This is a genomic window from Streptomyces sp. NPDC058877 (assembly GCF_042742855.1).
Taxonomy (GTDB): domain Bacteria; phylum Actinomycetota; class Actinomycetes; order Streptomycetales; family Streptomycetaceae; genus Streptomyces.
In genome coordinates this window covers 1-25,155 of the sequence record NZ_JBHYMF010000062.1, presented here as the reverse complement: position 1 = coordinate 25,155, position 25,155 = coordinate 1, and the positions used below count along the sequence as shown (strand labels likewise).

The 25,155-nt window shown below is 72.6% G+C and carries 24 protein-coding genes; 18 read left to right on the top strand and 6 right to left on the bottom strand.

What is annotated here, in order from left to right; translation table 11 throughout:
- The first annotated feature begins 69 nt into the window (after nucleotides 1–69).
- The 7 genes from ACFW2Y_RS16775 (at nucleotide 70) to ACFW2Y_RS16745 (ending at nucleotide 8,699) form a co-directional block, all read left to right on the top strand.
- Complete coding sequence (locus ACFW2Y_RS16775) at nucleotides 70–837, top strand: SDR family NAD(P)-dependent oxidoreductase (RefSeq protein WP_384879048.1); 768 nt, start codon at nucleotides 70–72, stop codon at nucleotides 835–837.
- Between the two features lie 151 nt (nucleotides 838–988).
- Nucleotides 989–1,411 (top strand): hypothetical protein, encoded by a 423-nt coding sequence (locus tag ACFW2Y_RS16770; protein WP_384879045.1) that lies wholly within the window; start codon nucleotides 989–991, stop codon nucleotides 1,409–1,411.
- A 179-nt stretch (nucleotides 1,412–1,590) separates the two neighbouring features.
- Nucleotides 1,591–2,385 carry a TIGR03084 family metal-binding protein gene (locus ACFW2Y_RS16765; RefSeq protein ID WP_384879041.1) on the top strand — a complete coding sequence of 265 codons (795 nt, stop codon included), beginning with the start codon at nucleotides 1,591–1,593 and terminating at the stop codon, nucleotides 2,383–2,385.
- Nucleotides 2,382–4,073: an acyclic terpene utilization AtuA family protein gene (locus tag ACFW2Y_RS16760; protein WP_384879038.1), complete on the top strand. Its 1,692-nt coding sequence runs from the start codon at nucleotides 2,382–2,384 to the stop codon at nucleotides 4,071–4,073. Before ACFW2Y_RS16765 ends, ACFW2Y_RS16760 begins: the two co-directional genes overlap by 4 nt.
- Entirely contained in the window at nucleotides 4,070–5,668 is a 1,599-nt protein-coding gene (locus ACFW2Y_RS16755) for an acyl-CoA carboxylase subunit beta (protein WP_384879035.1), read from the top strand. The genes ACFW2Y_RS16760 and ACFW2Y_RS16755 overlap by 4 nt, the downstream gene beginning before the upstream one ends.
- An 8-nt stretch (nucleotides 5,669–5,676) precedes the next feature.
- A complete protein-coding gene (locus ACFW2Y_RS16750; protein ID WP_384879032.1) occupies nucleotides 5,677–7,569 on the top strand; it encodes an acetyl/propionyl/methylcrotonyl-CoA carboxylase subunit alpha in 1,893 nt (630 codons plus the stop codon).
- A complete protein-coding gene (locus ACFW2Y_RS16745; protein ID WP_384879029.1) occupies nucleotides 7,566–8,699 on the top strand; it encodes an acyl-CoA dehydrogenase family protein in 1,134 nt (377 codons plus the stop codon). Before ACFW2Y_RS16750 ends, ACFW2Y_RS16745 begins: the two co-directional genes overlap by 4 nt.
- 156 nt (nucleotides 8,700–8,855) lie before the next feature.
- On the opposite strand, the gene ACFW2Y_RS16740 is transcribed toward ACFW2Y_RS16745, so the two are convergent.
- Nucleotides 8,856–9,020, bottom strand: a complete 165-nt coding sequence (locus ACFW2Y_RS16740) for a hypothetical protein (RefSeq protein ID WP_384879026.1) — start codon at nucleotides 9,018–9,020, stop codon at nucleotides 8,856–8,858.
- Nucleotides 9,011–10,159 carry a glycosyltransferase family 2 protein gene (locus tag ACFW2Y_RS16735; protein WP_384879023.1) on the bottom strand — a complete coding sequence of 383 codons (1,149 nt, stop codon included), beginning with the start codon at nucleotides 10,157–10,159 and terminating at the stop codon, nucleotides 9,011–9,013. The genes ACFW2Y_RS16740 and ACFW2Y_RS16735 overlap by 10 nt, the downstream gene beginning before the upstream one ends.
- 244 nt (nucleotides 10,160–10,403) lie before the next feature.
- Between ACFW2Y_RS16735 and ACFW2Y_RS16730 the strand changes: the two genes are divergently transcribed.
- Nucleotides 10,404–10,529, top strand: a complete 126-nt coding sequence (locus tag ACFW2Y_RS16730) for a hypothetical protein (protein ID WP_384879020.1) — start codon at nucleotides 10,404–10,406, stop codon at nucleotides 10,527–10,529.
- 52 nt (nucleotides 10,530–10,581) lie between these two features.
- On the opposite strand, the gene ACFW2Y_RS16725 is transcribed toward ACFW2Y_RS16730, so the two are convergent.
- Nucleotides 10,582–11,772 carry a helix-turn-helix domain-containing protein gene (locus tag ACFW2Y_RS16725; protein ID WP_384879017.1) on the bottom strand — a complete coding sequence of 397 codons (1,191 nt, stop codon included), beginning with the start codon at nucleotides 11,770–11,772 and terminating at the stop codon, nucleotides 10,582–10,584.
- Nucleotides 11,773–11,925: 153 nt separating this feature from the next.
- Between ACFW2Y_RS16725 and ACFW2Y_RS16720 the strand changes: the two genes are divergently transcribed.
- The 5 genes from ACFW2Y_RS16720 (at nucleotide 11,926) to ACFW2Y_RS16700 (ending at nucleotide 15,522) form a co-directional block, all read left to right on the top strand.
- Complete coding sequence (locus tag ACFW2Y_RS16720) at nucleotides 11,926–12,060, top strand: hypothetical protein (protein WP_384879014.1); 135 nt, start codon at nucleotides 11,926–11,928, stop codon at nucleotides 12,058–12,060.
- A gap of 106 nt (nucleotides 12,061–12,166) precedes the next feature.
- Nucleotides 12,167–12,349, top strand: a complete 183-nt coding sequence (locus tag ACFW2Y_RS16715) for a hypothetical protein (RefSeq protein WP_384879011.1) — start codon at nucleotides 12,167–12,169, stop codon at nucleotides 12,347–12,349.
- Nucleotides 12,350–12,602: 253 nt separating this feature from the next.
- Nucleotides 12,603–14,177 (top strand): AMP-binding protein, encoded by a 1,575-nt coding sequence (locus ACFW2Y_RS16710; RefSeq protein WP_384879008.1) that lies wholly within the window; start codon nucleotides 12,603–12,605, stop codon nucleotides 14,175–14,177.
- Nucleotides 14,174–14,902, top strand: coding sequence for an enoyl-CoA hydratase family protein (locus tag ACFW2Y_RS16705; protein WP_384879005.1), 729 nt, complete (start codon nucleotides 14,174–14,176; stop codon nucleotides 14,900–14,902). The genes ACFW2Y_RS16710 and ACFW2Y_RS16705 overlap by 4 nt, the downstream gene beginning before the upstream one ends.
- Complete coding sequence (locus tag ACFW2Y_RS16700) at nucleotides 14,890–15,522, top strand: TetR/AcrR family transcriptional regulator (protein ID WP_384879002.1); 633 nt, start codon at nucleotides 14,890–14,892, stop codon at nucleotides 15,520–15,522. The genes ACFW2Y_RS16705 and ACFW2Y_RS16700 overlap by 13 nt, the downstream gene beginning before the upstream one ends.
- Before the next feature lie 13 nt (nucleotides 15,523–15,535).
- Here ACFW2Y_RS16700 and ACFW2Y_RS16695 read toward each other — a convergent pair whose 3' ends face one another.
- Entirely contained in the window at nucleotides 15,536–16,576 is a 1,041-nt protein-coding gene (locus ACFW2Y_RS16695; RefSeq protein WP_384878999.1) for a M36 family metallopeptidase, read from the bottom strand.
- A gap of 369 nt (nucleotides 16,577–16,945) precedes the next feature.
- Between ACFW2Y_RS16695 and ACFW2Y_RS16690 the strand changes: the two genes are divergently transcribed.
- The gene (locus ACFW2Y_RS16690) at nucleotides 16,946–17,986 is read left to right on the top strand and encodes an isopenicillin N synthase family dioxygenase (protein WP_384878996.1); all 1,041 of its coding nucleotides are present in this window, start codon (nucleotides 16,946–16,948) and stop codon (nucleotides 17,984–17,986) included.
- An 81-nt stretch (nucleotides 17,987–18,067) separates the two neighbouring features.
- Here ACFW2Y_RS16690 and ACFW2Y_RS16685 read toward each other — a convergent pair whose 3' ends face one another.
- Complete coding sequence (locus tag ACFW2Y_RS16685; RefSeq protein WP_384878993.1) at nucleotides 18,068–19,168, bottom strand: citrate synthase 2; 1,101 nt, start codon at nucleotides 19,166–19,168, stop codon at nucleotides 18,068–18,070.
- Between the two features lie 222 nt (nucleotides 19,169–19,390).
- Here ACFW2Y_RS16685 and pdxH point away from each other — a divergent pair, with 222 nt between their 5' ends.
- Nucleotides 19,391–20,020, top strand: a complete 630-nt coding sequence (gene pdxH / locus ACFW2Y_RS16680; RefSeq protein ID WP_384879086.1) for a pyridoxamine 5'-phosphate oxidase — start codon at nucleotides 19,391–19,393, stop codon at nucleotides 20,018–20,020.
- 484 nt (nucleotides 20,021–20,504) lie between these two features.
- A complete protein-coding gene (locus tag ACFW2Y_RS16675; protein WP_384878990.1) occupies nucleotides 20,505–21,833 on the top strand; it encodes a PAS domain-containing protein in 1,329 nt (442 codons plus the stop codon).
- A 107-nt stretch (nucleotides 21,834–21,940) separates the two neighbouring features.
- Here the strand turns inward: ACFW2Y_RS16675 and ACFW2Y_RS16670 are convergent, their stop codons facing one another.
- Nucleotides 21,941–22,696: an SIS domain-containing protein gene (locus tag ACFW2Y_RS16670; RefSeq protein ID WP_384878987.1), complete on the bottom strand. Its 756-nt coding sequence runs from the start codon at nucleotides 22,694–22,696 to the stop codon at nucleotides 21,941–21,943.
- A gap of 186 nt (nucleotides 22,697–22,882) precedes the next feature.
- On the opposite strand from ACFW2Y_RS16670, the gene ACFW2Y_RS16665 reads away from it, so the two are divergent.
- Together ACFW2Y_RS16665 and ACFW2Y_RS16660 are read left to right on the top strand one after the other, a co-directional pair.
- Nucleotides 22,883–23,572: a metal-dependent transcriptional regulator gene (locus ACFW2Y_RS16665; RefSeq protein WP_384878984.1), complete on the top strand. Its 690-nt coding sequence runs from the start codon at nucleotides 22,883–22,885 to the stop codon at nucleotides 23,570–23,572.
- A gap of 506 nt (nucleotides 23,573–24,078) precedes the next feature.
- The gene (locus tag ACFW2Y_RS16660) at nucleotides 24,079–25,041 is read left to right on the top strand and encodes an alpha/beta fold hydrolase (RefSeq protein WP_384878981.1); all 963 of its coding nucleotides are present in this window, start codon (nucleotides 24,079–24,081) and stop codon (nucleotides 25,039–25,041) included.
- Nucleotides 25,042–25,155 lie beyond the last annotated feature (114 nt).

Genomic DNA, 25,155 nt, shown 5'->3' with positions numbered 1-25,155 from the left:
GCTGCGGGCCGTCCCGGGAGGGCGGTTTTCCCGGGGGCTTGACCTTGACGCAGGCGGCAGGCTTGCACGATGCCCGGCATGGACAACACCGCACAGCAAGACGGCAAGGTCGTCGTCGTCACCGGAGCCGGCACCGGCATCGGTCGGGCCACCGCCCGCGCCTTCGCCGCCGGGGGCGCCCGGGTGATCGCGATCGGCCGGCGAAGCGAACCGCTCCGGGAGACCGCGGCCGGCCACGACCGCATCGCCCCGCTCTCCCTGGACATCACGGAGGACGACGGGCCCGAACGGCTGGCCCGTGCCGTGGCCGCGACGCACGGTCGGTGGGACGTGCTGGTCAACAACGCCGGCATCGTGCACGGCGGCCCCCTCGGCACCCTGGCGGCGGAGACCGTCACGGCCCAGCTCGCCACCAACCTGGTCGCCCCCGCGCTGCTGACGCAGGCCGCACTGCCGCTCCTGGAGGCCTCGGGCGGAGTGGTCGTCAACGTCAGCACGTCGGTGGGGCAGCGGGCCTGGCCCGGCAACTCGGTCTACGCGGCGACCAAGGCGGCACTGGAACTCTTGACCCGCAGCTGGGCGGTCGAGCTGGCGCCCCGCGGAATCCGGGTGGTGGCGGTCGCGCCGGGTGCGATCGACACGCCCATCGGGGAGCACCAGGGCCTGACGCCGGAGCGGATGGCCGCGGTGCGGGAGTGGCAGGTGGCGCACACTCCGCTGGCCCGGGTCGGCCGTCCCGAGGAAGTGGCCTGGGCGATCGTCCAACTCGCCTCCTCCGAAGCTTCGTTCGTCACCGGAGTGGTGCTCCCGGTCGACGGCGGAGCGGTCGTTGCGTGAGCGGACGGGTCGCGGACGGGTCGGGGATGGGCCGGGGACGGATCGGGGATGGGCCGGGGACGGGGGCGGGTCAGTGGGGTGCCCGGGAGGTGGCGGTGAGCCGCGACCCGGTCACACCTCCAGCTATACACTCTGCGTATAGTTCGGCGACATGGCACCGCACGCACCCACGCCGCTCGCCCCCCGCTTCCTGAAGGCGCTGGTCGTCTCCGCGCTGGGGGTCGCCGCATCCCATCTGGTCCTCTCCGACACCCTCTTCCTGTCGCTCAGCGGGCAGGCCGCCGCCGCGCTCGGCGAGGGGCCCGGCTACTCGACCGACCAGGTCTTCACCACGGCGCTCGTCAACGCCTTCCTGGTCATGCCGATCGTCCTCTGGATCGGGATGCTCATCGCGGGGGAGCGCCGGGTGGGGCCCATGGTGCTGGCGGGGTCGGTCGCATGGATCGCCGCCGTGGGAAACGGCATCGACCTGATCGACGACGTCCCCGGCGCCCTCCTCCCGCTGCGCTCCCTCGCCCTCGTCGTCGGGGTGACCGCCCTGTTCTCCCCTGTGCGGAGGCGGAGTGCTTCCTGAGGGCGCCGGCATCCGTGCGAGGGGCGCACGGACGCCCCGCCCCGGTGGTCCGGGACCTTCCCGGCGGGGCGGGAGAACCCCTTCCGAAACTAAAGCAAGCACGCTTGATTGTTTCTTGTCCCGCTGGCATGCTCCTTCGCGAAGGCCCGTGACCGCCCGTCCCCCGAGGGGAGCGCACCGTGTCCGACCCCGTCGTCGTCCTCGACGACCTGCGCGACGAGAGCGAAGAACTCGACGTCCTCGTCGCAGCGTTGACCGAGGAGCAATGGGGGACGCCGACCCCCGCGCCCCACTGGACGATCGCCCACCAGATCGCCCACCTCGCCTGGACCGACCGGGCCGCCCTGCTCGCCGCCACCGACGCCGCCGGCTTCGCCGCGGAGACCGAGAAGGCCCTCGCCGCGCCCGACCGCTTCGTCGACGAGGGCGCGGAAGAAGGCGCGGAGCTGCCGCCCGCCGAGCTCCTCGCCCGCTGGCGCACCGGTCGCGAGCGCCTCCAGGAGGCCCTGCGCGCGGTGCCGCCCGGAGGCAGGTTCCCCTGGTACGGGCCGCCGATGAGCGCCCCCGCCATGGCCACCGCCCGACTGATGGAGACCTGGGCGCACGGCCGGGACGTCGCCGACGCCCTGGGGATCGTGCGCCCGCCCACCGCCCGCCTCCGGCACGTCGCCTGGATCGGCCACCGGGCCCGCGACTACGCCTTCCTGGTGCGGGGCCTGCCGGCGCCCACCGAGCCCTTCCGCGTCGAGCTCGCCGCCCCCGACGGGTCCTCGTGGGCGTACGGCCCCGAGGACGCCGCCCAGCGGGTCACCGGCCCCGCCCTCGACTTCTGCCTCCTCGTCACCCAGCGGGTCCACCGCGATGACACCGCCCTCGTCGCCACCGGCGAGGACGCCGAGCAGTGGCTGACCATCGCCCAGGCCTTCGCCGGCCCGGCGGGCTCCGGCCGCGCGCCCGAGGGGGCCCGGGAGTGATCCGCATCGGCAACGCCTCGGGCTTCTACGGCGACCGCTTCGACGCCGTCCGCGAGATGCTCACCGACGGCGGGCCCGAGGGGGCGCTCGACGTCCTCACCGGTGACTACCTCGCCGAGCTGACCATGCTCATCCTCGGCCGAGACCAGCTCAAGGACCCTGCGGCCGGGTACGCGAAGACCTTCCTGCGCCAGATGGAGGAGTGCCTCGGCCTCGCCCACGAACGCGGAGTGCGGATCGTCACCAACGCGGGCGGCCTCAACCCCGCCGGGCTCGCCGACGCCCTGCGCACCCTCGCCGCAGGGCTCGGCCTGCCGACCCGGATCGCCCACGTCGAGGGAGACCGGCTGCCCGCCCGGGACGGCGCCCTCACCGTCAACGCCTACCTCGGCGGCGCCGGCATCGCCGCCTGTCTCGCCGCCGGCGCCGACGTCGTCGTCACCGGCCGGGTCACCGATGCCGCCCTCGTCACCGGACCCGCCCAGTGGCACTTCGGCTGGGGCCCCGAGGCGTACGACGAACTGGCCGGTGCGGTCGTCGCCGGGCACGTCCTGGAGTGCGGCACCCAGGCCACCGGCGGCAACTACGCCTTCTTCCGCGGCCGTGACGTGCGCCGCCCCGGTTTCCCGATCGCCGAACTCCACGCGGACGGCAGCGCGGTCATCACCAAGCACCCCGGCACCGGCGGCTTCGTCGACACCGGCACGGTCACCGCCCAACTGCTCTACGAGACGGCCGGTGCCCGCTACCCCGGCCCCGATGTGACCGCACGGCTCGACACCGTGCGGCTCGACCAGGAGGGCCCCGACCGGGTCAGGATCACGGGAGTGCGGGGGGAGGCACCGCCCCCGACGCTCAAGGCGGGGCTCAGCAGGCTCGGCGGCTTCCGCAACGAGGTCGTCTTCGTCCTCACCGGCCTCGACGTCGAGGCCAAGGCCGCACTCGTCCGGCAGCAGGTCCACGAGGCACTGGACAAGAACCCGCCCGCCGGGATCCGTTGGGAGCTGGCCCGCACCGACCACCCCGACGCCCCCACCGAGGAGACCGCGAGCGCCCTGCTGCGGCTGGTCGTCCGCGATCCCGACCCCGGGAAGGTCGGTCGCGCCCTCACCGGCGCCGCCGTCGAGCTGGCCCTCGCGAGCTACCCCGGCTTCCACGTCACCGCCCCGCCAGGGAAGGGCGCTCCCTACGGGGTCTTCGAGACGGCGTACGTCCCCGCCGCGGACGTCCCGCACACCGCCGTGCTCCCCGACGGGACCCGTCGGGAGGTCCCGGTCCCCCCGAGGACCCGCGAGCCGGAGCCCGTGCCCGAGCCGGACCTTCCACCGCCGCTCCCCGAAGGCCCCACCCGGAGGGTGCCGTTGGGCCTGGTCGCGGGGGCCCGCAGCGGCGACAAGGGCGGCGACGCCAACGTCGGAGTCTGGGCCCGCACCGACGAGGAGTGGCGCTGGCTCGCCCACGCCCTCACCGTGGAGCGCTTCCGCGCCCTGCTGCCCGAGACGGCCGGACTCGCCGTCACCCGACACGTCCTCACCAACCTGAGGGCGCTCAACTTCACCGTCGTCGGGATCCTCGGCGAGGGCGTCGCCTCCCAGGCCCGCTTCGACCCCCAGGCCAAGGCGCTGGGCGAGTGGCTCCGTTCCCGCCACGCAGACGTACCGGTCTCCCTCCTGGAGGAACAGCAGTGACCGTCCTCGCCTCCGCCCTCGACACCGGCGGACCCGACTACCGGGCCCATCGGGCCGCCATGCTCGACAAGCTCACCGCCCTCGACGCCGAGCACGCCAAGGCCCTCGCCGGCGGCGGCGAGAAGTACACGACCCGCCACCGGGGGCGCGGCAAACTCCTGGCCCGCGAGCGGATCGAACTGCTCGTCGACCCCGACAGCCCGTTCCTGGAGCTGTCGCCGCTCGCCGCCTGGGGCAGCGACTACACCGTGGGCGCCTCGCTGGTCACCGGCATCGGCGTCGTCGAGGGCGTGGAGTGCCTGATCACGGCCAACGACCCCACCGTCCGCGGTGGCGCCTCCAACCCGTGGACCCTGAAGAAGGCGCTGCGGGCCAATGAGATCGCCTTCGCCAACCGGCTGCCCGTCGTCTCGCTCGTCGAGTCCGGCGGCGCCGACCTGCCCTCCCAGAAGGAGATCTTCATCCCGGGCGGGGCGCTCTTCCGCGACCTCACCCGACTCTCCGCCGCGGGCATCCCGACCGTCGCCGTGGTCTTCGGGAACTCGACGGCCGGCGGCGCGTACGTCCCCGGCATGTCCGACCACGCGGTGATGATCAAGGAGCGGTCGAAGGTCTTCCTCGGCGGCCCGCCGCTGGTGAAGATGGCGACGGGGGAGGAGAGCGACGACGAGTCCCTGGGCGGCGCCGAGATGCACGCCCGCACCTCCGGTCTCGCCGACCACTACGCCGTCGACGAGGCCGATGCGATCCGTCAGGCCCGCCGGATCGTCGCCCGCCTCAACCACCGCAAGGCGCAACCCGACCCGGCGCCCGCCGAGCCCCCGAAGTACGACCCCGAGGAGCTGCTCGGGATCGTCCCCGGTGACCTCAAGACCCCCTTCGACCCGCGCGAGGTGATCGCACGGCTCGTCGACGGCTCGGACTTCGACGAGTTCAAACCGCTGTACGGGACCAGCCTGGCGACCGGCTGGGCGCGCTTGCACGGCTACCCGGTCGGCGTGATCGCCAATGCGCAGGGCGTGCTCTTCTCCGCCGAGTCGCAGAAGGCCGCCCAGTTCATCCAGCTCGCCAACCAGCGGGACGTCCCGCTGCTCTTCCTCCACAACACCACCGGCTACATGGTCGGCAGGGAGTACGAGCAGGGCGGCATCATCAAGCACGGCGCCATGATGATCAACGCGGTGTCGAACTCCCGCGTGCCCCACCTGAGCGTCCTCATGGGCGCCTCGTACGGTGCCGGCCACTACGGCATGTGCGGCAGGGCCTACGACCCCCGTTTCCTCTTCGCCTGGCCGAGTGCCAAGTCCGCGGTCATGGGCCCCCAGCAGCTCGCCGGCGTGCTCTCCCTCGTGGCGCGGGCCTCCGCGGCCGCGAAGGGGCAGCCGTACGACGACGAGGCGGACGCCGGGCTGCGGGCGCTCGTCGAGGCGCAGATCGAGTCCGAGTCGCTGCCGATGTTCCTGTCCGGCCGGCTCTACGACGACGGGGTCATCGACCCCCGCGACACCCGCACGGTCCTCGGACTGTGCCTGTCCGCGATCCACACGGCACCGGTCGAGGGCGCGCGCGGCGGCTTCGGCGTCTTCCGAATGTGAGGCATCACGTGATCAGGACCGTTCTCGTGGCGAACCGGGGCGAGATCGCCTGCCGGATCTTCCGCACCTGTCGCGAACTGGGCGTCTCCACCGTCGCCGTGTACGCGGACGCGGACGCCGGCGCCCTGCACGTCCGGGAGGCCGACGCGGCGGTACGGCTACCGGGGGCCGCACCCTCGGAGACGTATCTGCGCGGCGACCTGGTGGTGCGGGCGGCGCTCGCGGCGGGCGCCGACGCCGTCCACCCCGGATACGGCTTCCTCTCCGAGAACGCCGACTTCGCGCGGGCCGTGACCGACGCCGGACTGATCTGGATCGGCCCGCCACCGACGGCGATCGAGGCGATGGCGTCGAAGACCCGCGCGAAGGAACTCCTCGGGATCGACCCGCTCGATGAGGTCACCGAAGCCGACCTGCCCGTCCTCGTCAAAGCGGCGGCGGGCGGCGGCGGCCGGGGCATGCGGATCGTCCGGGAGATGGCCGCGCTCCCGGAGGAGCTGAGGGCGGCATCGGCCGAGGCGGCGAGCGCCTTCGGGGACGGCGAGGTGTTCGTCGAGCCGTACCTGGAGAACGGGCGCCACGTCGAGGTCCAGCTCCTCTGCGACGCCCACGGCACCGTCTGGGCGCTCGGCACCCGCGACTGCTCCCTCCAGCGGCGCCACCAGAAGGTCGTCGAGGAGGCCCCCGCGCCCGGACTGCCCGCCGCGCTGGAGGCGTCCCTCCTGGACACCGCCGTCCGCGCCGCCAAGGCCGTCGGCTACGTCGGTGCGGGCACCGTCGAGTTCCTCGTCGCGGACGGCCGGGCGCACTTCCTGGAGATGAACACCCGCCTCCAGGTCGAGCACCCGGTCACCGAGGAGGTGTACGGGGTCGACCTCGTCGCCCTCCAACTGGCCGTCGCCGAGGGCCGGGCGCTGCCGCCCGAACCCCCGGCCCCGCGCGGACACGCGGTCGAGGCCCGCCTCTACGCCGAGGACCCGGCCCGCTCCTGGGCCCCGCAGACCGGAGTGCTGCACCGCTTCGAGGTCCCCGGGGGCGTGCGCGTCGACACCGGGTACGCCTCCGGGGACGCCATCGGCGTCCACTACGACCCGATGCTCGCCAAGCTGATCGTCCGCGCCCCGACCCGGGAGGAGGCCCTCCGCAAGCTCGCCCACGCCCTGGAACGGGCCGTGCTGCACGGTCCCGTCACCAACCGGGACCTGCTCGTCGCCTCGCTCCGGCACCCCGAGTACGCCCGGACGGAAGGGCTCGACACCGGCTTCTACGAACGGAACCTCCCCGCACTGACCACCCCGCCGGAGGGCGCCCGGTACGCGGCCGTCGCCGCCGCCCTCGCCGGGGCCGCGTCCCGCGCCGGCCGCTTCGGCGGGGGATGGCGCAACGTCCGTTCCCAGGAGGAGACGAGGACGTACGACGGGCACGAGGTCCGCTACCGGCCGACCCGGGACGGCGGCCACGAGGTCACCTCCCCGGAGGGCGTGCGGGTCGTGTCGGCCGCCCCCACCCGGGTGAGCCTCGAAGTCGCCGGGGTGGTCAGGCACTTCGACGTCGCCGCCTACGAGGACGGGGGCGCCGTCCACGCGGGCGCCCACCGCCTCACCCCGCGCCCCCGCTTCACCGACCCCACCGACCTCCAGGAACCCGGCTCCCTGCTCGCCCCCATGCCCGGCACCGTCGTCAGGGTCGCGGACGGCCTCGCCGTCGGCGCCCCGGTCACCGCCGGACAACCGCTCCTCTGGCTGGAGGCCATGAAGATGGAGCACCGCGTCATCGCCCCCGCCTCCGGCACGCTCACCGCGCTCCACGCCGCCCCCGGCCGTCAGGTCGAGGTCGGAGCCCTGCTCGCCGTCGTACAGGAACACGCCCCGTCCGAAGCACAGGAGGAAGACCCCGCATGAGCAGCCTCATCGATTCCCCCGAACACACCGCGCTCCGCGCCGCCGTCTCCGCGCTCGGCCACCGCCACGGCCCCGGCTTCGACCGGGCCGCGCTCTGGGCCGAGGCCGGGAAGCTCGGCTACCTGGGCGTCAACCTGCCCGAGGAGTACGGCGGCGGGGGCGGCGGCATGGCCGAACTGTCGATCGTCCTGGAGGAGGCGGGCGCGGCCGGCGCGCCGCTGCTGATGATGGTCGTCTCGCCCGCGATCTGCGGCACGGTCATCGCCCGCTTCGGCACCGAGGAGCAGAAGCGCGCATGGCTGCCGGGCCTCGCCGACGGGTCGCGCACGATGGCCTTCGGGATCACGGAGCCCGATGCGGGATCCAACTCGCACCGCATCACCACCACGGCCACCCGCACCGAGGACGGCTGGGTCCTCAACGGCCGGAAGGTCTTCGTCTCGGGCGTCGACATCGCGGACGCGACCCTCATCGTGGGCCGCACCTCCGACGCCCGCACGGGCACGCTCAAGCCCTGTCTCTTCATCGTGCCGCGTGACGCCCCCGGCTTCGGACGCCGCCACATCGAGATGGAACTCGACGCCGACGAGAAGCAGTTCGAGCTGGTCCTCGACGACGTGCAGTTGCCGGCCGACGCGCTCGTCGGCGACGAGGACGCGGGCCTGCTCCAGCTCTTCGCGGGCCTCAACCCCGAGCGGATCATGACGGCGGCCTTCGCGATCGGCATGGGGCGCCACGCCCTCGCGCGGGCGGTCACCTACGCGAAGGAGCGTCAGGTCTGGAAGGCGCCGATCGGTGCCCACCAGGCCGTCGCGCACCCGCTCGCCCAGGCGCACATCGAACTCGAACTGGCCCGACTGATGATGGCGAAGGCCGCCCACCTCTATGACGCGGGCGATGACGCGGCCGCCGGCGAGGCCGCCAACATGGCCAAGTACGCGGCCGCCGAAGCCTGTGTGAAAGCCGTCGACCAGGCCGTCCACACCCTCGGTGGCAACGGCCTCACCCGCGAGTTCGGCCTCGCCCGGCTGATCACGGCGGCCCGGGTGGCCCGGATCGCCCCGGTCAGCCGGGAGATGATCCTGAACTACGTGTCGCACCAGACCCTCGGCCTGCCCAAGTCGTACTGACCGGGCCCGCTTCCCGAGCCGGCGGCCCGATCGGGACCGGCCGCGGGTACGCACGGAGGGGTACCCGCGGCGGACGGCCCGGTTCTGACCGCCGGCCGGGACAGAGGGCCGGGACGGAGGGCCCCGGACCGGCACGGCCCGTGCGGCCCCGCCGGGTCAGCGGGGTGCGGTGGGCAACTCGCGCACCGCACGGGCGTCACGGCGCCGGCGCGGGAACGCCGCCAGGTAGCAGCCGATGCTGAACAGCAGGATGGACAGGCTGATGCCCAGCCCCACCAGGGCCAGCGGGCCCAGGTCCGAGAGGGTCCGCATCACGCCCATGTCGCCGTCCCCGAGGTGTAGGAGCGCCACAGGGAGGTGCCCATCCAGTAGGTGCGGATCAGCTGGAAGACCAGCTCGGGCAGGAGCAGCGCGCAGGTCAACATGGCCTTCCAGCCCAGTGGTCGGACGCGGAGCGCCGAGAACAGCGACCAGGTGAGGAGGATGAGCAGCCAGAGCGGATCCCCGGCGGCCCCGCCGTTCTCCACGGACTGGGCCACCCAGACCCCGATCCAGCCGAGGCTGTAGCTGAAGCCGAGCAGCCCCAGCACGTACTGCACGATGGAGAGCCGGGTGTGTCGGGTCCATCCGCGCTGCCGCATGATGTCGAGCGTGCCGCGCACCCAGCGCTCGCGCTGCTTCACCAGGTCGCCGAGGCGGGGCATCAGGTCCGTGTAGGCCACGCAGTACTCGTTGGCGGTGACCCGCCAGCCCGCCTCCTTCAGGGCGAGCGTCGTCTCGTAGTCCTCGACGAGGTTGCCGCTGTGCTGCCAGAAGACTTCGTCCCGTGCGTCGATGAGGTCCTGGAGGGCGGCGGTCCGGTAGAAGGAGCCGGCGCCGGCCATGGTGTGGACGCCCCTGCGGGCCCGGGTGTGGGCGTACCGGCCGTACTCGATGATCTGCATGCCGGTCAGATAGCGCTGCCAGGTGGTGCGCCACAGCCCGCTCCTGCCGTAGCAGGTGGCGCTCACCCCGCCGAGGGTCGGGTCGGACCCCAGGACGTGGCGGGCGCGGGCGATGAAGTCGGGGTGGAGGCTGGTGTCGGCGTCCATGACGAGGACGTGTCGTGCGGTGTCGCTGAGCCTGCCGGACTCCCGGGAGAGCCGGTCGAGCGCGTGGTTGAGGGCGCCGGCCTTCTTGTGCGGGTTGTGGGGCAGGTTCAGCACGCGGGTCGGTGGGGAGTCGGGGCGTGCGGCGAAGTCCAGGGCGGTCCGCTCGGTGCCGTCGGTCGAGTTGTTGACGACGACGACGATGAGGTCGGGGGCGCGGGTCTGGGCCGCCAAGGACTCCAGGGAGCTGAGGATCTCGGCCTCTTCGTTGCGGGCCGGGATCACCACGACGGTGTCGTGGAGGGGCTCGCGGGGGGCGGGGCCGGGTTCGGGGGCGTGGATGGGGCTGGTCAGTAAGGCTGTTCTCGCCATGAGGTTGTCCAGTCGGTCGTGGATCGAAAGGTCCAGCACACGACGCTGTGCACCTGGTTCTCCGGGCAGTTCTCATGATCACACACCGGGGTTGCTTGGTACGGACCTGCCCCGGTATGTGGGCGACTGTGTAAGGGAGAATTCTTTTGCCGTCAACTTCCTTGATGTGCGGTTAAGTTGAAGGGCGAGGAGGAGGGGGTTCCGGTCACCCCGTTCGGCGTCCGATTCACAGGGAGACCGTCAGGTGCTGGCCGGCATCGTGTTCGTGGCCACGGGCGACTGCGACATCGACCCCGACCGGGACGTGGCCGTCCTGCCGTTCTTCCACAGCGGTGGCTTTAGAAGACGGCACTACAGATTGATCGCTTGACCTGCGGAAACGCTACGGTCCCGCTTCCCGGGGACATGGGACCGCGTCGTGCTCACAACGGCATCCCTGACATGTGTGAGAGGCGGAGTAGCTCCGGATTGCTTCGGCGGTGCAGTGAGGCGAGCACCCGGAACACCTCGCGTGCTGTGGGGTGAATCCGGGCCATCTGCGGGGCCGACTCCCACGCCGCAGACAGGTTCGCGAGGGCGGCCTCGCGGTCTCCGATGTCGAGGTACGCGCGAGCGACGTTCAATCGTGACGGCGCGACACGGGTGGCGGGCAGCCCGTCGAGGACGGCATCGAGGTTTTCCGCGACGTCCAGGGCTTCCTGCGGCCGGCCGAGATCAAGCCGGGTGGCAAGGACATGTGTGGTTGTGTTCTGTGGGCCGAAGATCATTGAATGCCGGTTCGCGTCTCCCCCGCTGAACCACTCGTCGGCCGAGCGGGTGGCCGACGCGATGTGCCGTTCGGCCTCGCGTGTGCCCTCGGCCTTGTCTTCCAGCCGTCCCGCGAGCGTCATCCCTCGCAGGTTCAGCACCCCGACCGCGAACGCGCGATCTTGTCCGGAGAGCGCCGACTCGGCCCGTGCAATGGCCCGGTCAACGATCATGAGGCCGCCCTCGGCGTCCCCGCCGTTCAGGTAGGTGCCAGCACGGTCCCGAGCGGCGATCGCCTCGCCGAGCGGATTGGCCTGTTGCTCGACCGCCCACCGCTGCCGAGTTACCGCCAACTCGGCCATGTCCATCCATCGATGCCGGGCCGCGAGCCAGTAAACGGAGCTGTAGACCTCCGCCAGGGTCATCCACGCTTCGACAGAGTTCACCGCATGGGCGTGGGTCGTGGCGCTCCACAGGAGGCCCGGCAGACGGTCGAGCACCTGATGGACGCGAGCCGCGTCGCGTGCCTCCCGAACCGACTCCACGGCGGCCGTAACGGCGGCCTCCTCGACGTGGGCCCGGCCCGGTACGTCATAGTCCCGAACGGCTGACCGTAGGGCCGTAAGCCGCTCCTCGTCGGTCTCTGTGACTCGCGTCCGCCCCTGCACTTCCGCCATGGACAGGCCGAGGGCCTTGCCGATCGTCGCGGCCACGGTCGGCGTGAGCGTCCGGTCGCCGACCTCGATTTTGGACAGCAGCGACACGGACACGTTGGCCATACGCGCGAGCTGGATCTGAGAGAGGCCGCGCTCTTTCCGGATCAGGGCGAGGTTCGCCCCCGGCGCCACTTCGCTAGTCGTGCTCATGCCTCAGTCCTACCCCGTCGAGGTCAGGTCACGGCCCATGGACACAGGTCGGCCCGGCCGAGGAGTGGCCTTGTGCAAGACGTGTGCAAGTTGCCACATACACAGAGTCGTTGAATGGTCACAGCAGTCGGAGTGAGTCCACCAGGAGCAGCCGTGATCTTCGCACCACCGCCCGTACCGATCGCCCCCCTGCCCGACCCCGGCCTTGCCGAGTACCTCGTCCCCGAACAGACCACCCCGCCCGCGCCGACGGCCGACGCCGGCCTCGACGACGGGCAGTCGGCATGAGGTACCGCGAGGGCGACATCGTCGTCGATGGCACCAGAGCCCTCGCGGGCCAAGTGCGTGCGGTCGACGGATCTCTCCTCACCCTCGCCCGCCCAACAGGAGCCACATGGACCGCGCCCGCAGGGAGCTGTTGGCCCGCAAGCGTGGAGGAGCGCGCAAGCATCACTCCTCGCGGAGCGCTGCGGATCATCAGCGCTGCGCCGAGGCCCTCCTCGCCCGTGTCGCCGTCTTCTTGATCGCGGTCGCCGTGGGCGCGTACGGCGCCGCCTTGTGGCTCCACGCCCCGTAGGAGGCCGTCCCGCCGATGCGGATCCCCGCGGTCGGCGGGGCGGCGTTCCGCCCCCTCCTGTCACTCGGTCGGGCCCGGAGGTGACGAGGCCGACCCACCCCGGGAGGAGGGGGTGCCGGTCACCCCGTTCGGCTCCCGATCCAAATCATGCATGCGTGCTTGATTGTTCTTCGGGGTACTGACAGGGTCTCCCCAAGTTCCGCCCGCAGCAGCGGTCCCGGTGATCACCTTCCACCTCTCCCGGAGGTCACGTATGGTGTTCCACAGCACGTACGAGCCCGTTCCCGCCGTCTCCCTCCCCATCCACGAAGCCGTCCTCGGCCGCGCCGCCGAACGCGGTGACGCACCCGCCCTGATCGACGGGGCCGGAGGGCTCGCCCTCAGCTACGGGCAGGTCGACGCGTTCCACCGGTCGATCGCCGCCGGGCTCGCCGGAGCCGGCGTGCGCAAGGGCGACGTGCTGGCCCTGCACAGCCCCAACACCGTCCTGTTCCCCGTCGCCTTCTACGCCGCCACGCGGGCGGGCGCCTCCGTCACGACCGTGCACCCGCTGGCGACGCCGGAGGAGTTCGCGAAACAGCTTCGGGACTCCTCCGCCCGCTGGATCGTCACCGTCTCGCCGCTGCTCGCCGCCGCCCGCGCCGCCGCCGAACTCGCGGGCGGGATCGAGGAGGTCTTCGTCTGCGACCGGACGGAGGAGGAGGGCATCCGCTCGCTGCAGGACTTCCTCGCCGACACCGGTCCCGTCCCCGAGGGCGACATCGACCCCGACCGGGACGTGGCCGCCCTGCCGTACTCCTCCGGCACCACCGGCGTCCCCAAGGGCGTCATGCTCACCCACACCTCGATCGCCACCAACCTCGCCCAACTGGACCCGGTCATGCCCATGCGGCCCGGTGACCGAATCCTGGCAGTCCTTCCCTTTTTTCATATTTACGGCCTCACCGCCCTGATGAACGCGCCCCTCCGGCAGGGCGCCACCGTGGTCGTCCTGCCCCGCTTCGAGCTCGACGCCTTCCTCGGCGCCATCCAGGAGCACCGCATCAACGGCCTGTACGTGGCTCCGCCGATCGTCCTCGCCCTCGCCAAGCACCCCGCCGTCGCCGACTACGACCTCTCCTCCCTGGAGTACGTCGTCAGCGCCGCCGCCCCCCTCGACGCCGACCTCGCCGAAGCCTGCTCGGCCCGGCTCGGCCTGCCGCCCGTCCGCCAGGCGTACGGCATGACCGAGCTGTCCCCGGCCACCCACGTCACCCCGCTCGACGCCGCGGACCCCCCACCCGGAACGGTCGGCAAGCTGCTGCCCTCCACCGAGCTGCGGATCCTCTCCCTCGACGACCCGGCCAAGGACGCCGCCCCCGGCGAGGAGGGGGAGATCGCGATCCGGGGCCCCCAGGTCATGAAGGGCTACCTCGGCCGCCCCGACGCCACCGCGGCCATGATCGACGCCGAGGGCTGGGTGCACACCGGCGACGTCGGCCGCGTCGACCAGGACGGCTGGCTCCACGTCGTCGACCGGGTGAAGGAACTCATCAAGTACAAGGGCTTCCAGGTCGCCCCCGCCGAACTCGAAGCACACCTCCTCGCCCACCCGGGCGTCGCCGACGCCGCCGTCATCGGCGTCACCACCGAGGACGGCACCGAGATCCCCAAGGCCTTCGTCGTCCGCCAGCCCGCCGCGCCCGACCTCACCGCCGAGGAGGTCATCGCGCACGTCGCCGCGCGGGTCTCCCCGTACAAGAAGGTCCGCAGCGTGGAGTTCATCGACGCCGTCCCCCGGGCGGCATCCGGAAAGATCCTCCGAAGGGAACTGAGGGACCGCGCATGACCCTGGTCGACGTCACCGAGGAGCGGGGCATCACCACGCTCGCCCTGAACTCCCCGGCCACCCGCAACGCCCTCTCCGCCCCGCTCGTCGGCGAGCTCGCCGACGCGCTCAGCGCCTGCGGCAAGGACCCGGCGGTCCGGGCGGTCGTGCTCACCCACACCGGCTCCACGTTCAGCGCGGGCGCCGACCTGAAGGCGCCCCCCAGCCCCTACGCCTTCGTCGACCTGCTCCGCCAGGTCGTCGAGCTGCCGAAACCGGTCGTCGCCCACGTCACCGCCGGCAGCCACACCCGGGCCGGCGGCCTCGGCCTGCTTGGTGCCGCCGATGTCGTCCTCGCCGGCGAGGGGGCGGACTTCGCCCTCACCGAGGTGCGGATCGGGGTCGCGCCCGCCGTCGTCTCCCTCACCCTGCTCCCCCGGCTGGAGCCGCGTGCGGTTGCCCGGTACTACCTGACGGGCGAGCGGTTCGGAGTTCCGGAGGCCGTCGCCATGGGGCTGGTGACCGCCCCCGACGGGGAGCTCGACGCCGTGCTCGACGCGCTGCGCGCCGCGTCCCCGCAGGGCCTGCGGGAGGCGAAACGGCTGCTCACCGCTAGAGTCCTGGAGACCTTCGAACGCGACGCGGAGGACCTGGTGCAGAGATCGGCCACGCTCTTCGCCTCCGCCGAGGCGCGCGAGGGGATGACGGCCTTCCTCGAACGACGGGACCCCGCATGGCGGCTCTGACCGCACCCCAGCCGGACCGGAAACCCCAGCAGGACGGGAACCCCAAACCGGACCGGAACCCCAAGCAGGACCGGAGCCGCGCCACCCGGCAGCGGCTCCTGGAGGCCGCCGTGTCCTGCCTGGCCGAGCGCGGCTGGGCGGGCTCCACGGTGGCCGTCGTCGCCGAACGCGCCGGCGTCTCCCGCGGCGCGGCCCAGCACCACTTCCCGACCCGCGAGGACCTCTTCACCGCCGCCGTCGAGTACGTCGCGGAAGAGCGCTCGCAGGCCCTGCGGGCGGTCCGCACGGAGGATCGCGAACAAGCCGTCGCCGCCCTCGTCGACCTCTACACCGGCCCCCTCTTCCGGGCCGCGCTCCACCTCTGGGTCGCCGCCTCGGGCGAGGACCAGCTCCGCGAGCGGGTCACGGAGCTGGAGGCCCGCGTCGGGCGCGAGTCCCACCGCGTCGCCGTCGAGGTCCTGGGCGCCGACGAGTCCCGCCCCGGCGTCCGCGAGACCGTCCAGGGGCTCCTGGACATGGCCCGGGGCCTGGGCCTCGCCACCCTCCTCACGGACGACCGCGCCCGCCGGGAACGGGTGGTGTCCCAGTGGGCGCGGCTCGTGAACGGGGCGCTGGCCTGACGGCCGGACCGGATCAGACCCCCGGGATCTCCCGCGCCCGGAAGGCGTCCCGCACCGCGTCCGCGGCGGCCGTGCCGTACATCTTCTGCGCGGTGGCGACGGTCGTCAGGGCCGCGTCCTCGAAGCTGGTGTCGGCGGCGAAGTCGAACTGGGCGTTCACGATGATCCGGTCGGCCGTGCGGGCGCCGAGCGCGTTCCGGATGTCGAAGAGGGCGCGGGACCAGATCTCGCCGTCGGCGTGGACCTCGCCCTCCAGGTCCGCGTAGGTCTTGGTGCCGTCGATCCGGCGCAGGCAGTGCGGGGCCGCGCTGTAACCGGTGGCGTCCCAGTCGGCGACGCAGGCCTGGTCGGCCTTCATCGGCCAGCCGTACTTCGCGACCGCGTTCGTGCCGACGGACACGGCCAGGTAGTCGCCGAAGGCCTCACCGATCGAACCGGCCTCCAGCGAGCTGCCGAAGCCGGTCACCTGCGCGTTGTGCACCGCGTGGCCGTACTCGTGGAGGATCACCTCGGCGTCCTCGGCGTCGTCCACGCCGCCCTTGCCGAAGCGGATCTCGTCCTTCTTGTCGGTGAAGAAGGAGTTGTCGGCGCCCCACTGGTTGAGACGGACCGGCTGCACCCGGTCGTTCGCCCCGGGCAGCTCGGTGCCGAAGCCGAGGCCCTGGAGGTACTCCTGTGCCTCGTTGACCCAGAAGTACGCCATGACCTGCTCGAACTGGTCGTCGGAGCGGTCGTACGTGGCGGCGTCGGCGACCTTCGCGGGCTTGCCGGTCTCGGAGCGGATGGCGACCCACCTGCCGGACAGGCCGCCGCTGGCGTCGAGGTTCCGGAGCGTCGCGAGGGCGTACGCGGAGGCGGGGACGTCGCTCGCGGCGTCCTTGTGGTCGGTGAGGGACTGGTCACCCGAGGACTGGACCGGGTTCACCATGAAGATGCGGGCCTGCGGCGCGGCGGTGGCGGCGGAGGCCCCCGCGGACGGGAGCAGCGCCGCGGTGGCGGCGGCCACCGTGACGGCGGCTGCGGCGGCCAGTCCGCGAGAGGTGCGGCGGGTCATGGACATCCTCCTGCGATGGGGTGCTGCGACGGGAAGCTTGGCGTGTACCGAACACGCAGTGGCGGCGATCTTTGCGCAAGCCCACCGTTTTGAACAGGGTTTGAGCCATCGAGGGCCGGGACGTGACGCTTGCCACAGTCCCTCCGCCCCGGCCGCAGTACGCTGACTCCATGCCCCTGCTCGTACGCCGTCGCCACGTGGACTACGTCCGCGTCACGAGCATGGGCTGTCGCCGCTCCGCTTGACCCCCGGGCACCACTCCACGCCCCTGCGGGTCCCTCGTCCGAGCCCCAGCCGACCGGCACCCGTGGCCCCCGCCCCACCCCTGGCGGCCCGCCCCGGGCACCCGTACACCCCGCGGATGCACCCATGACGAACCGTTCGTACCCGTCCCAGCTCCCCATCGTCGACCTCTCGGCAGCCGACCGCGGCCCCCAGGCCCGGAAGCTCCTCCACGCCCAGCTCCACTCGGCCGCCCACGACGTCGGCTTCTTCCAGCTCATCGGGCACGGCGTCAGCGCCGCCGAGACGCAGGCGCTCACCTCCGCCATGCACGCCTTCTTCGCCCTTCCCGAGGCGGACCGGCTCGCCCTCGACAACATCAACTCGCCGCACTTCCGCGGCTACACGCGCATCGGCGACGAGCGCACCGGCGGCGCCCGCGACTGGCGCGACCAGCTCGACATCGGCGCCGAGCGGCCCGCGCACCACCCCGCCCCCTGGGAAGCCCCGTACTGGTGGCTCGAAGGCCCCAACCAGTGGCCCGCCGCCCTCCCCGAGCTCCGCACCGCCGCGCTGCACTGGATCGACCGCCTCAGCGGCGTCGCCGAGCGCCTCCTGCACGAGCTGCTCACGTCCATCGGCGCGCCCGCCGACTTCTACGACGACATCTTCGGCCCGCGCGCCCATCCGCACCTCAAGCTGGTGCGCTACCCGGGCAGCAGCGGCGAGGGCGACGACCAGGGCGTCGGCGCGCACAAGGACTACGGCTTCCTCACCCTGCTCCTGCAGGACCAGGTCGGCGGTCTCCAGGTGCAGCGCGAGGACGGCGACTTCCACGACGTGCCGCCGCTGCCGGGCGCCTTCGTGGTCAACCTCGGCGAGCTCCTGGAAGTCGCCACCGACGGCTACCTGGTCGCCACGAACCACCGGGTGGTGTCCCCGCCCGGGGCCACCGAGCGCTTCTCCGTGCCGTTCTTCTACAATCCGCGGCTCGACGCCCGGATCGCGCCGCTGGCCTTCCCGTTCGCGGACCGCGCCCCCGGCGTCACGGCGGACCCGGCGAACCCGCTGTTCGCCGAGTACGGCCGCAACGAACTGAAGGGCAAGCTCCGCGCCCACCCGCTGACCACGGCCCGCCACCACGCCGACCTGCTCCTGCGGCAGGAGCGGCCGGCGCAACTGGTCTAGGTCGGGCCCCGAAAGCGGCTCCGTCCGCCCGGCGGGAGCCGCGGGCCGGTCCGGGGCCTTCGCAGCACGTCCGGCCGGTGGTCAGCCGACGATGTCGGAGTAGCCCTCGATCTCCCGCGGGTCCCGCTGACCGGGGCCCGTGTAGCGGGCCGAGGGGCGGACCAGGCGGCCGGTGCGCTTCTGCTCCAGGATGTGCGCCGACCAGCCGGCCGTGCGGGCGCAGCTGAACATCGACGTGAACATGTGTGCCGGGACCTCGGCGAAGTCCAGCACGATCGCCGCCCAGAACTCCACGTTCGTCGCCAGGACGCGGTCCGGGCGGCGGCTGTGCAGCTCCTCCAGGGCGGCCTTCTCCAGGGCCTCGGCCACCTCGAAGCGCGGGGCGGCCAGCTCCTTGGCGGTGCGGCGGAGCACCCGGGCGCGGGGGTCCTCGGCGCGGTAGACGCGGTGTCCGAAGCCCATCAGGCGCTCGCCCTTGTCGAGGGCCTGCTTCACGTACGCGGTGGCGTCGCCGGTCCGCTCGATCTCCTCGATCATGCCGAGGACCCGGGAGGGCGCCCCGCCGTGCAGCGGCCCGGACATCGCGCCCACGGCGCCGCTCAGGGCCGCCGCCACGTCCGCACCGGTCGAGGCGATGACCCGTGCGGTGAACGTGGACGCGTTCATGCCGTGCTCGGCGGCGGAGGTCCAGTACGCGTCGACGGCCTTGACGTGCTTCGGGTCGGGCTCGCCGCGCCAGCGGATCATGAACCGCTCGACGACGGACTGGGCCTTGTCGATCTCGCTCTGCGGCACCATCGGCAGGCCCTGGCCGCGTGCGGACTGGGCGACGTACGAGAGGGCCATGACGGCCGCGCGGGCGAGGTCGTCGCGGGCCTGCTCGGCCGAGATGTCCAGGAGCGGTTTGAGGCCCCACACGGGAGCGAGCATCGCGAGGGCGGACTGCACGTCGACCCGGATGTCACCGGAGTGCACGGGGATCGGGAAGGGCTCGGCGGGCGGCAGACCGGGGTTGAAGGCGCCGTCGACGAGCAGGCCCCAGACGTTGCCGAACGAGACGTGGCCGACGAGGTCCTCGATGTCGACGCCGCGGTAGCGGAGGGCGCCGCCCTCCTTGTCGGGTTCGGCGATCTCCGTCTCGAACGCGACGACTCCCTCAAGCCCGGGTACGAAGTCGGACATCAGGCGGCTCCTCTATCGATGATCGATCAAATGGCTTGATCGATGGTGGGGAATCAACAGTCATCCAGCCCATGAGTCTGTACGGTTCCGATGATGCGGGGAAGCGTGACATCCGGCACACTGCGCCGATTCGGCGAGGCAGGATTAGCGCCCCGCGGTGGCGGGCACACTGGGCCGCTGCGGCAGGATGGCCCTGTGACCGACGCCCTGGATCCCGCCGCCATGCGCGAGCAGTACCGCACCACGGAGCTGTCCGCGGCCGACCTCTCGCCCGAACCGATCGGACAGTTCGCCCGCTGGTTCAAGGAGACCGCCGCGAACCCGGCGATCCACGAACCGAACGCGATGATCGTCTCGACGGCGACCCCCGAGGGCCGCCCCTCCTCCCGCACGGTCCTCCTGAAGCACTACGACGAGGCCGGCTTCGTCTTCTTCACCAACTACGAGTCCCGCAAGGGCAGGGAACTGGCGGCCAACCCGCACGTCGCGCTGCTCTTCCCCTGGCATCCGCTGGCCCGGCAGGTCATCGTCACCGGCCGTGCCGAGCACGTCGGCCGCGACGAGACGGTCGCCTACTTCCGGACCCGCCCGCACGGCTCCCAGCTCGGTGCCTGGGCGAGTCCCCAGTCCTCGGTCATCGCCTCCCGTGCGGAGCTGCTCCGCCGCTACGAGGAACTGGCCGCCCGCTACCCCGAATCCGAGCAGGTCCCGGTGCCCCCGGCCTGGGGTGGCATCCGGGTGGTCCCCGAGGCGGTCGAGTTCTGGCAGGGCCACGAGAACCGCCTCCACGACCGCCTCCGTTACGTCCGGGAGGAAGCCGGGGGGTGGCGGGTGGAGCGCCTGGCCCCCTGAGTGGCCGCGCGACCCCGTCGCGCCCGGGGGCCCGCGGTGCGGCCGTGGTCTTCGCGCGTTTCCGTCTCCGGGCCCACGGGCCTCGGGGCCGGCCCCGGGCGGCCTGGAACGCGGACGACCCGTGAGTCTTGGCACCGTCCGCCTAGGTTCGGACGGAGCCTGCCGGCCGGACTGCCGGCGACTCACGGGTCGGGTGACTGCGTTGGTGTTCGGCAGAAGGCCTGCCGAGGTGCACAGAGTGCGACTGGCAGGCCTTAGCCCGCAGTCACCTCACGAGTCCGAAAAGAAACCATTTTTTCGGATCACCTCCTTTCGCGTGTACCCACACCCTAAGGAGCGTCCGCATGCACCTCAACCCTTTTATTCGAGCCGTCCCGGACGACGGCCCCGGGCCGCTCCGGGACCCGTGGGGGCGACTTCGCGGAACAGGGGTGTGCCCTGCGTCACGTTCTAGTTGAATGGTCGCAGCATGGGGGGTGCCTGGATGAGTGCTTTCACGGGGGCCACGAGCGACGCCGTCTCCGTCCCGGGAGCAGGGGCCGATCTCCTGGCCGCGCTGCTCGACGGCATGGACGCCGCGCTCTGCGCGTTCGACGCCGACGGAACGGTCACGCACTGGAACCGGGAGGCCGAGCGGATCCTCGGCTGGTCCGCCGGAGAAGCGGTCGGAAGACACGGCTTCGAGGGGTGGGCGGCCCGGAACGCCGACGCCGAGGAGACCCTGAAGCGCCTGATGGGCGCCATGAAGGGCCCCGGTCGGCAGATCCACGAGTTCGTGCTGCTGCACAAGGACGGCGGACGGGTCCTCGTGCGCAGCCAGTCGGCCGGGGTGCGCGGCACGGACGGCAGTCCGGCAGGGGTGTACTGCGCCTTCAGCGAGGTCCACGTCCAGCTCGACCTGGAGCGTTCGGTGGCCCTCAGCGAGGCCCTCTTCGACGACGCCTCCTGGGGGGTCGTCCTCGTCGACGCCGACCTGCGGCCGGCCGTCGTCAACGGTCATGCGGCCCGCGCCTTCGGGACCGGGCGCACCACCCTGCTCGGACGACCGCTCGGCGACGTCGTCGTGCACGGCCTCGAAGAACTGGAGGGGGCCCTCCAGCACGTCCTGGCCGAAGGCACGCCGCCCGGTCCCGCCGAGGTGTGGGTGACGATCCGGATCAATGCGGAGGAGCGCCGCCGCTGCTGGCGGAGCGGCTTCCTGCGGTTGTCGTCCCCGATGGCCGAGGTGCCGGTGCCGCTGGGAGTGGCCTGGCTGTTCCAGGACGTGACGGAGGAGCGGCTGGCGGCGAGGGAAGCCGACCGGCTGCGGTTCCGCTGGAGCCAGCTGCACCGGGCGGGGGCGGCGGCGGCGGAGTGCGAGGACCCGGCGGAGGCGACCGCGGTCCTGCTCGACTTCGCCCTGGCCGGGTTCGCCGACCACGCCCTGATCGACCGGCCGGCGGGGGAGCGGCGGCTCACCCGGGCCCTGGCCACCCCGGCGGCCACCGCCCCGGGCCCGGCCTCGCCGGTCGTCGGCGGTGGCATACCGCTGCGGTACGGGCCGCGACACCCGGCGCTCCAGGCCTGGGACCGGGTGGGGACGGTCCGGGCGACCGCCGGCCGGACCGCCGAGGTGTGGGCGGAGGCCCACCAGTGGCCCGGGGACGCGGCGCACGCCCTGTGCGTGGTGCTGCGCTCCCGGGGGGAGACCCTGGGGGTCCTCACCTTCCTGCGTGCCGCGGGCCGCTCGCCCTTCGAACGGGAGGACGTGGTGTACGCGGAGTCGGTGGCGTCGCGGGTGGCGCTGGTGCTGGACCTCGCCGGGGCGTCCTGACGGCCCCGCACCCCGTCCCTCCCGGGTTCGGCGCCCGCCCTCCGACCCCCGAGGCGGGCGCGCCGTCGCGGCCGGTTGCGGCGCGCCCCGGGATCGCGGGACGGTGCTCAGTGCCGGAAGAAGATCCGGTCGCCGTACTCGCTCATCACGCGCCCGTTCCACTCGTGCCCGCCGTCGACGTTGCCGGAGCGCAGCAGCGGCGGCTCGATGCCCAGGCGTACGAGTTCCTCGGCGGCGGCGGCCATCATCGCCTGCATGAGGGCGCTGGTGATGACGGTGGAGGCGGGGGCGAAGGGGGCCTCGATGCCCTCGTGGGTGAGCTCGGCGTCCCCGACGGCGATCCTCGAGTCGAGGACGATGTCGCAGTGGTCCTTCAGGTACGTCCCCGAGACGTGCCGCGACTTCGTCTCCGTCGCGTACGCCACCGACGTGACGCCGATGACGGTGAGGCCGAGCGCACGGGCGTTCATGGCCATCTCCACGGGAAGGGCGTTGCGTCCGGAGAGGGAGATGATGACCAGGACGTCGCCGGCCTTGGCGGGGGAGGAGTCGAGGACCGCTCCGGCGAGCCCGTCGACCCGCTCCAGGGCGGAGCCGAGGGTGGCGGGCATGACGTCGACGCCGACGGTGCCGGGGACGGCGAGCAGGTTCATCAGGGCGAGGCCGCCGGCCCGGTAGACGACGTCCTGGGCGGCGAGCGAGGAGTGGCCGGCGCCGAAGGCGAAGAGCCGGTTGCCGTTCGCGACGGCTTCGGCGATCGCGGCTCCGGCGGCGGCGATCTCGGCGGAGTCCCCGTCGCGCACCTGCTGGAGCAGGCCGATGGCGGCGTCGAAGAACTGTCCGGCCAGCTTGCTCTCGCCCATCGCGGCGGCTCCTTCTCGTGGTGCTCTCGTGGTGTGCTCTGGTCGTTGTTCGTGCCGAGGTCGCCGATCACGGTGCGGTCTGGACCATTGCTCTGTCAATACCGCCTCACCCCGATGCGGCCCGGTTGTCGGTCGGATGCGCAAGAATTGGGGCAGGGCTAGCGCACGACTCATCGAGAGGCACATATGTCCGGACTGATCGACACGACGGAGATGTACCTCCGCACCATCCTTGAGCTCGAGGAGGAGGGCGTGGTGCCGATGCGTGCCCGGATCGCCGAGCGGCTCGACCAGAGCGGCCCGACGGTGAGCCAGACGGTGGCGCGGATGGAGCGCGACGGTCTGGTGGCCGTGGCCAGTGACCGACACCTGGAGCTCACGGACGAGGGCCGCCGCCTCGCCACCCGCGTCATGCGCAAGCACCGGCTCGCCGAGTGCCTGCTCGTCGACGTGATCGGCCTGGAGTGGGAGCAGGTGCACGCCGAGGCGTGTCGCTGGGAGCACGTGATGAGCGAGGCGGTGGAGAGGCGGGTCCTGGAGCTGCTGCGTCACCCCACGGAGTCGCCGTACGGGAACCCGATCCCGGGCCTGGAGGAGCTGGGCGAGAAGGCCGAGGCGGAGGCGTTCCTCGACGACTCCATGGTCTCCCTGGCCGACCTGGACGCGAGCGCGGGGAAGACGGTGATCGTGCGTCGGATCGGCGAGCCCATCCAGACGGACGCCCAGCTGATGTACACGCTGCGGAGGGCCGGCGTGCAGCCCGGTTCGGTGGTGTCGGTGTCGGAGTCGCCGGGCGGCGTCCTGGTGGGCAGCGGCGGCGAGGCCGCCGAGCTGGACGCGGAGGTCGCGGCGCACGTGTTCGTCGCGAAGCGCTGACCCCGTTCCACGAGGGTCGAGGGGCGTCCGTTCGGGCGCCCCTCGACCGTTTCGCCGTCGTCCCGCCCCCTGCTCCTTCTGCCCCGTTCCTCCCGGCGCCGTCGGTGGGGAGGGGGCGGAGCGCCCCGCGTCCGGACCGCCCGTCGGGCGACCCGTTTTACATCGGAATGGCCACGCCCGCGCCTCTGCCGTGCCACGCTGGTACGAGCCGGGCGTGGAGGGGGTGGGGCCATGAGGGCTACGGACGACAGAGGGCCCCGACGCCTTCCGGCGTCGGGGCCTGTCCTCCCCTGTGCTGACCTGGAGCCCCGAGCTCTCAAGGTCGTCCCCCTCGGACCGTTTTTCCCCGAGCGGTCCGCCTCCCGTTCAAGATCTCCCCTCGGCAACACGGGTCAATCCTTGAGTCCTGTCACTCGAACGAGGGGTGTTGCGTGGCAGGAGCGCATTTTCGAATGCGAGTTCGATACTCTGGCGAGGTTCGACGAAGAAGAGGGGGTGCCGGATCCATGGCGCGACGACTCGACGTCACCGGGGCCGACGGCGTCCGGCTGGCTGCCTGGGACCACACGGCCCGGGACCATGCGGCCGGGAGCGCCGGTCGCGGGATCGTCCCGCAGCCCGGACCGGACGTCGCCGCACGCCCCGACGACCGGTCCGTCCCCCGGCCCGCCGGCCCCCCGCGGACACCGACCCCGCGGCCCGCTCCCGGGGTGTTACTCCTCCACGGCCTGATGGGACACGCGGGTCACTGGGCCCCCGCCGTCCGCCACCTCACCGGCGGCCACCGGATCGTCGCCCTCGACCAGCGGGGCCACGGCGTCAGCGAGAAGCCCGCCGCCGGCCCCTTCACCCGCGAGGCGTACGTGGCGGACGCCGCCGCCGTCGTGGAGCGGCTCGGCCTCGGCCCGGTGACCCTCGTCGGCCACTCCATGGGCGCCCTGACGGCCTGGCAGTTGGCCGCGGAGCGGCCGGACTTGGTGCGGGCCCTCGTCATCTGCGACATGCGGGCCTCGGCCCTCGGGGCGGCCTCGCAGCGCGCCTGGCAGGACTGGTTCCGCAGTTGGCCGGTGCCCTTCCCGTCGCTGGAGGCCGTGCACCGCTGGTTCGGCGACGAAGACCCGTGGGTGGAGGTCCCCCATCCGGCGAGGGGCGCGTTCTTCGCCGAGGTGATGACCGAGCGCCCCGACGGCTGGCGGCCGGTCTTCGACCCGGCGCAGATGCTGACCTCCCGGGCGACCTGGGTCCACGACGCCCACTGGGACTCCCTCGCCCAGGTCCGCTGCCCCACGCTCGTCGTGCGCGGCCTCGACGGGGAGCTGGGCCGCGCCGAGGCCCAGGAGATGGTCCGGGTGCTGCCCCACGGGGCGTACGCGGAGGTCCCCGATGCCGGCCACCTGCTCCACTACACCCACCCCGAGGCCTGGGCCGAAGCGGTGGAGCCCTTCCTGAACGGGGTCCTCACCCTGTGACGCCCCGGGGCGAGCCCCGGGGGGTGCCTCTATGTCCTTCGTCAAGGCGCCCGTGTCGGGTTTGGGGTGGTTCAGGGTTGTTGGGGTTATGCGGCGAGCTCGATGTCCTTCGGC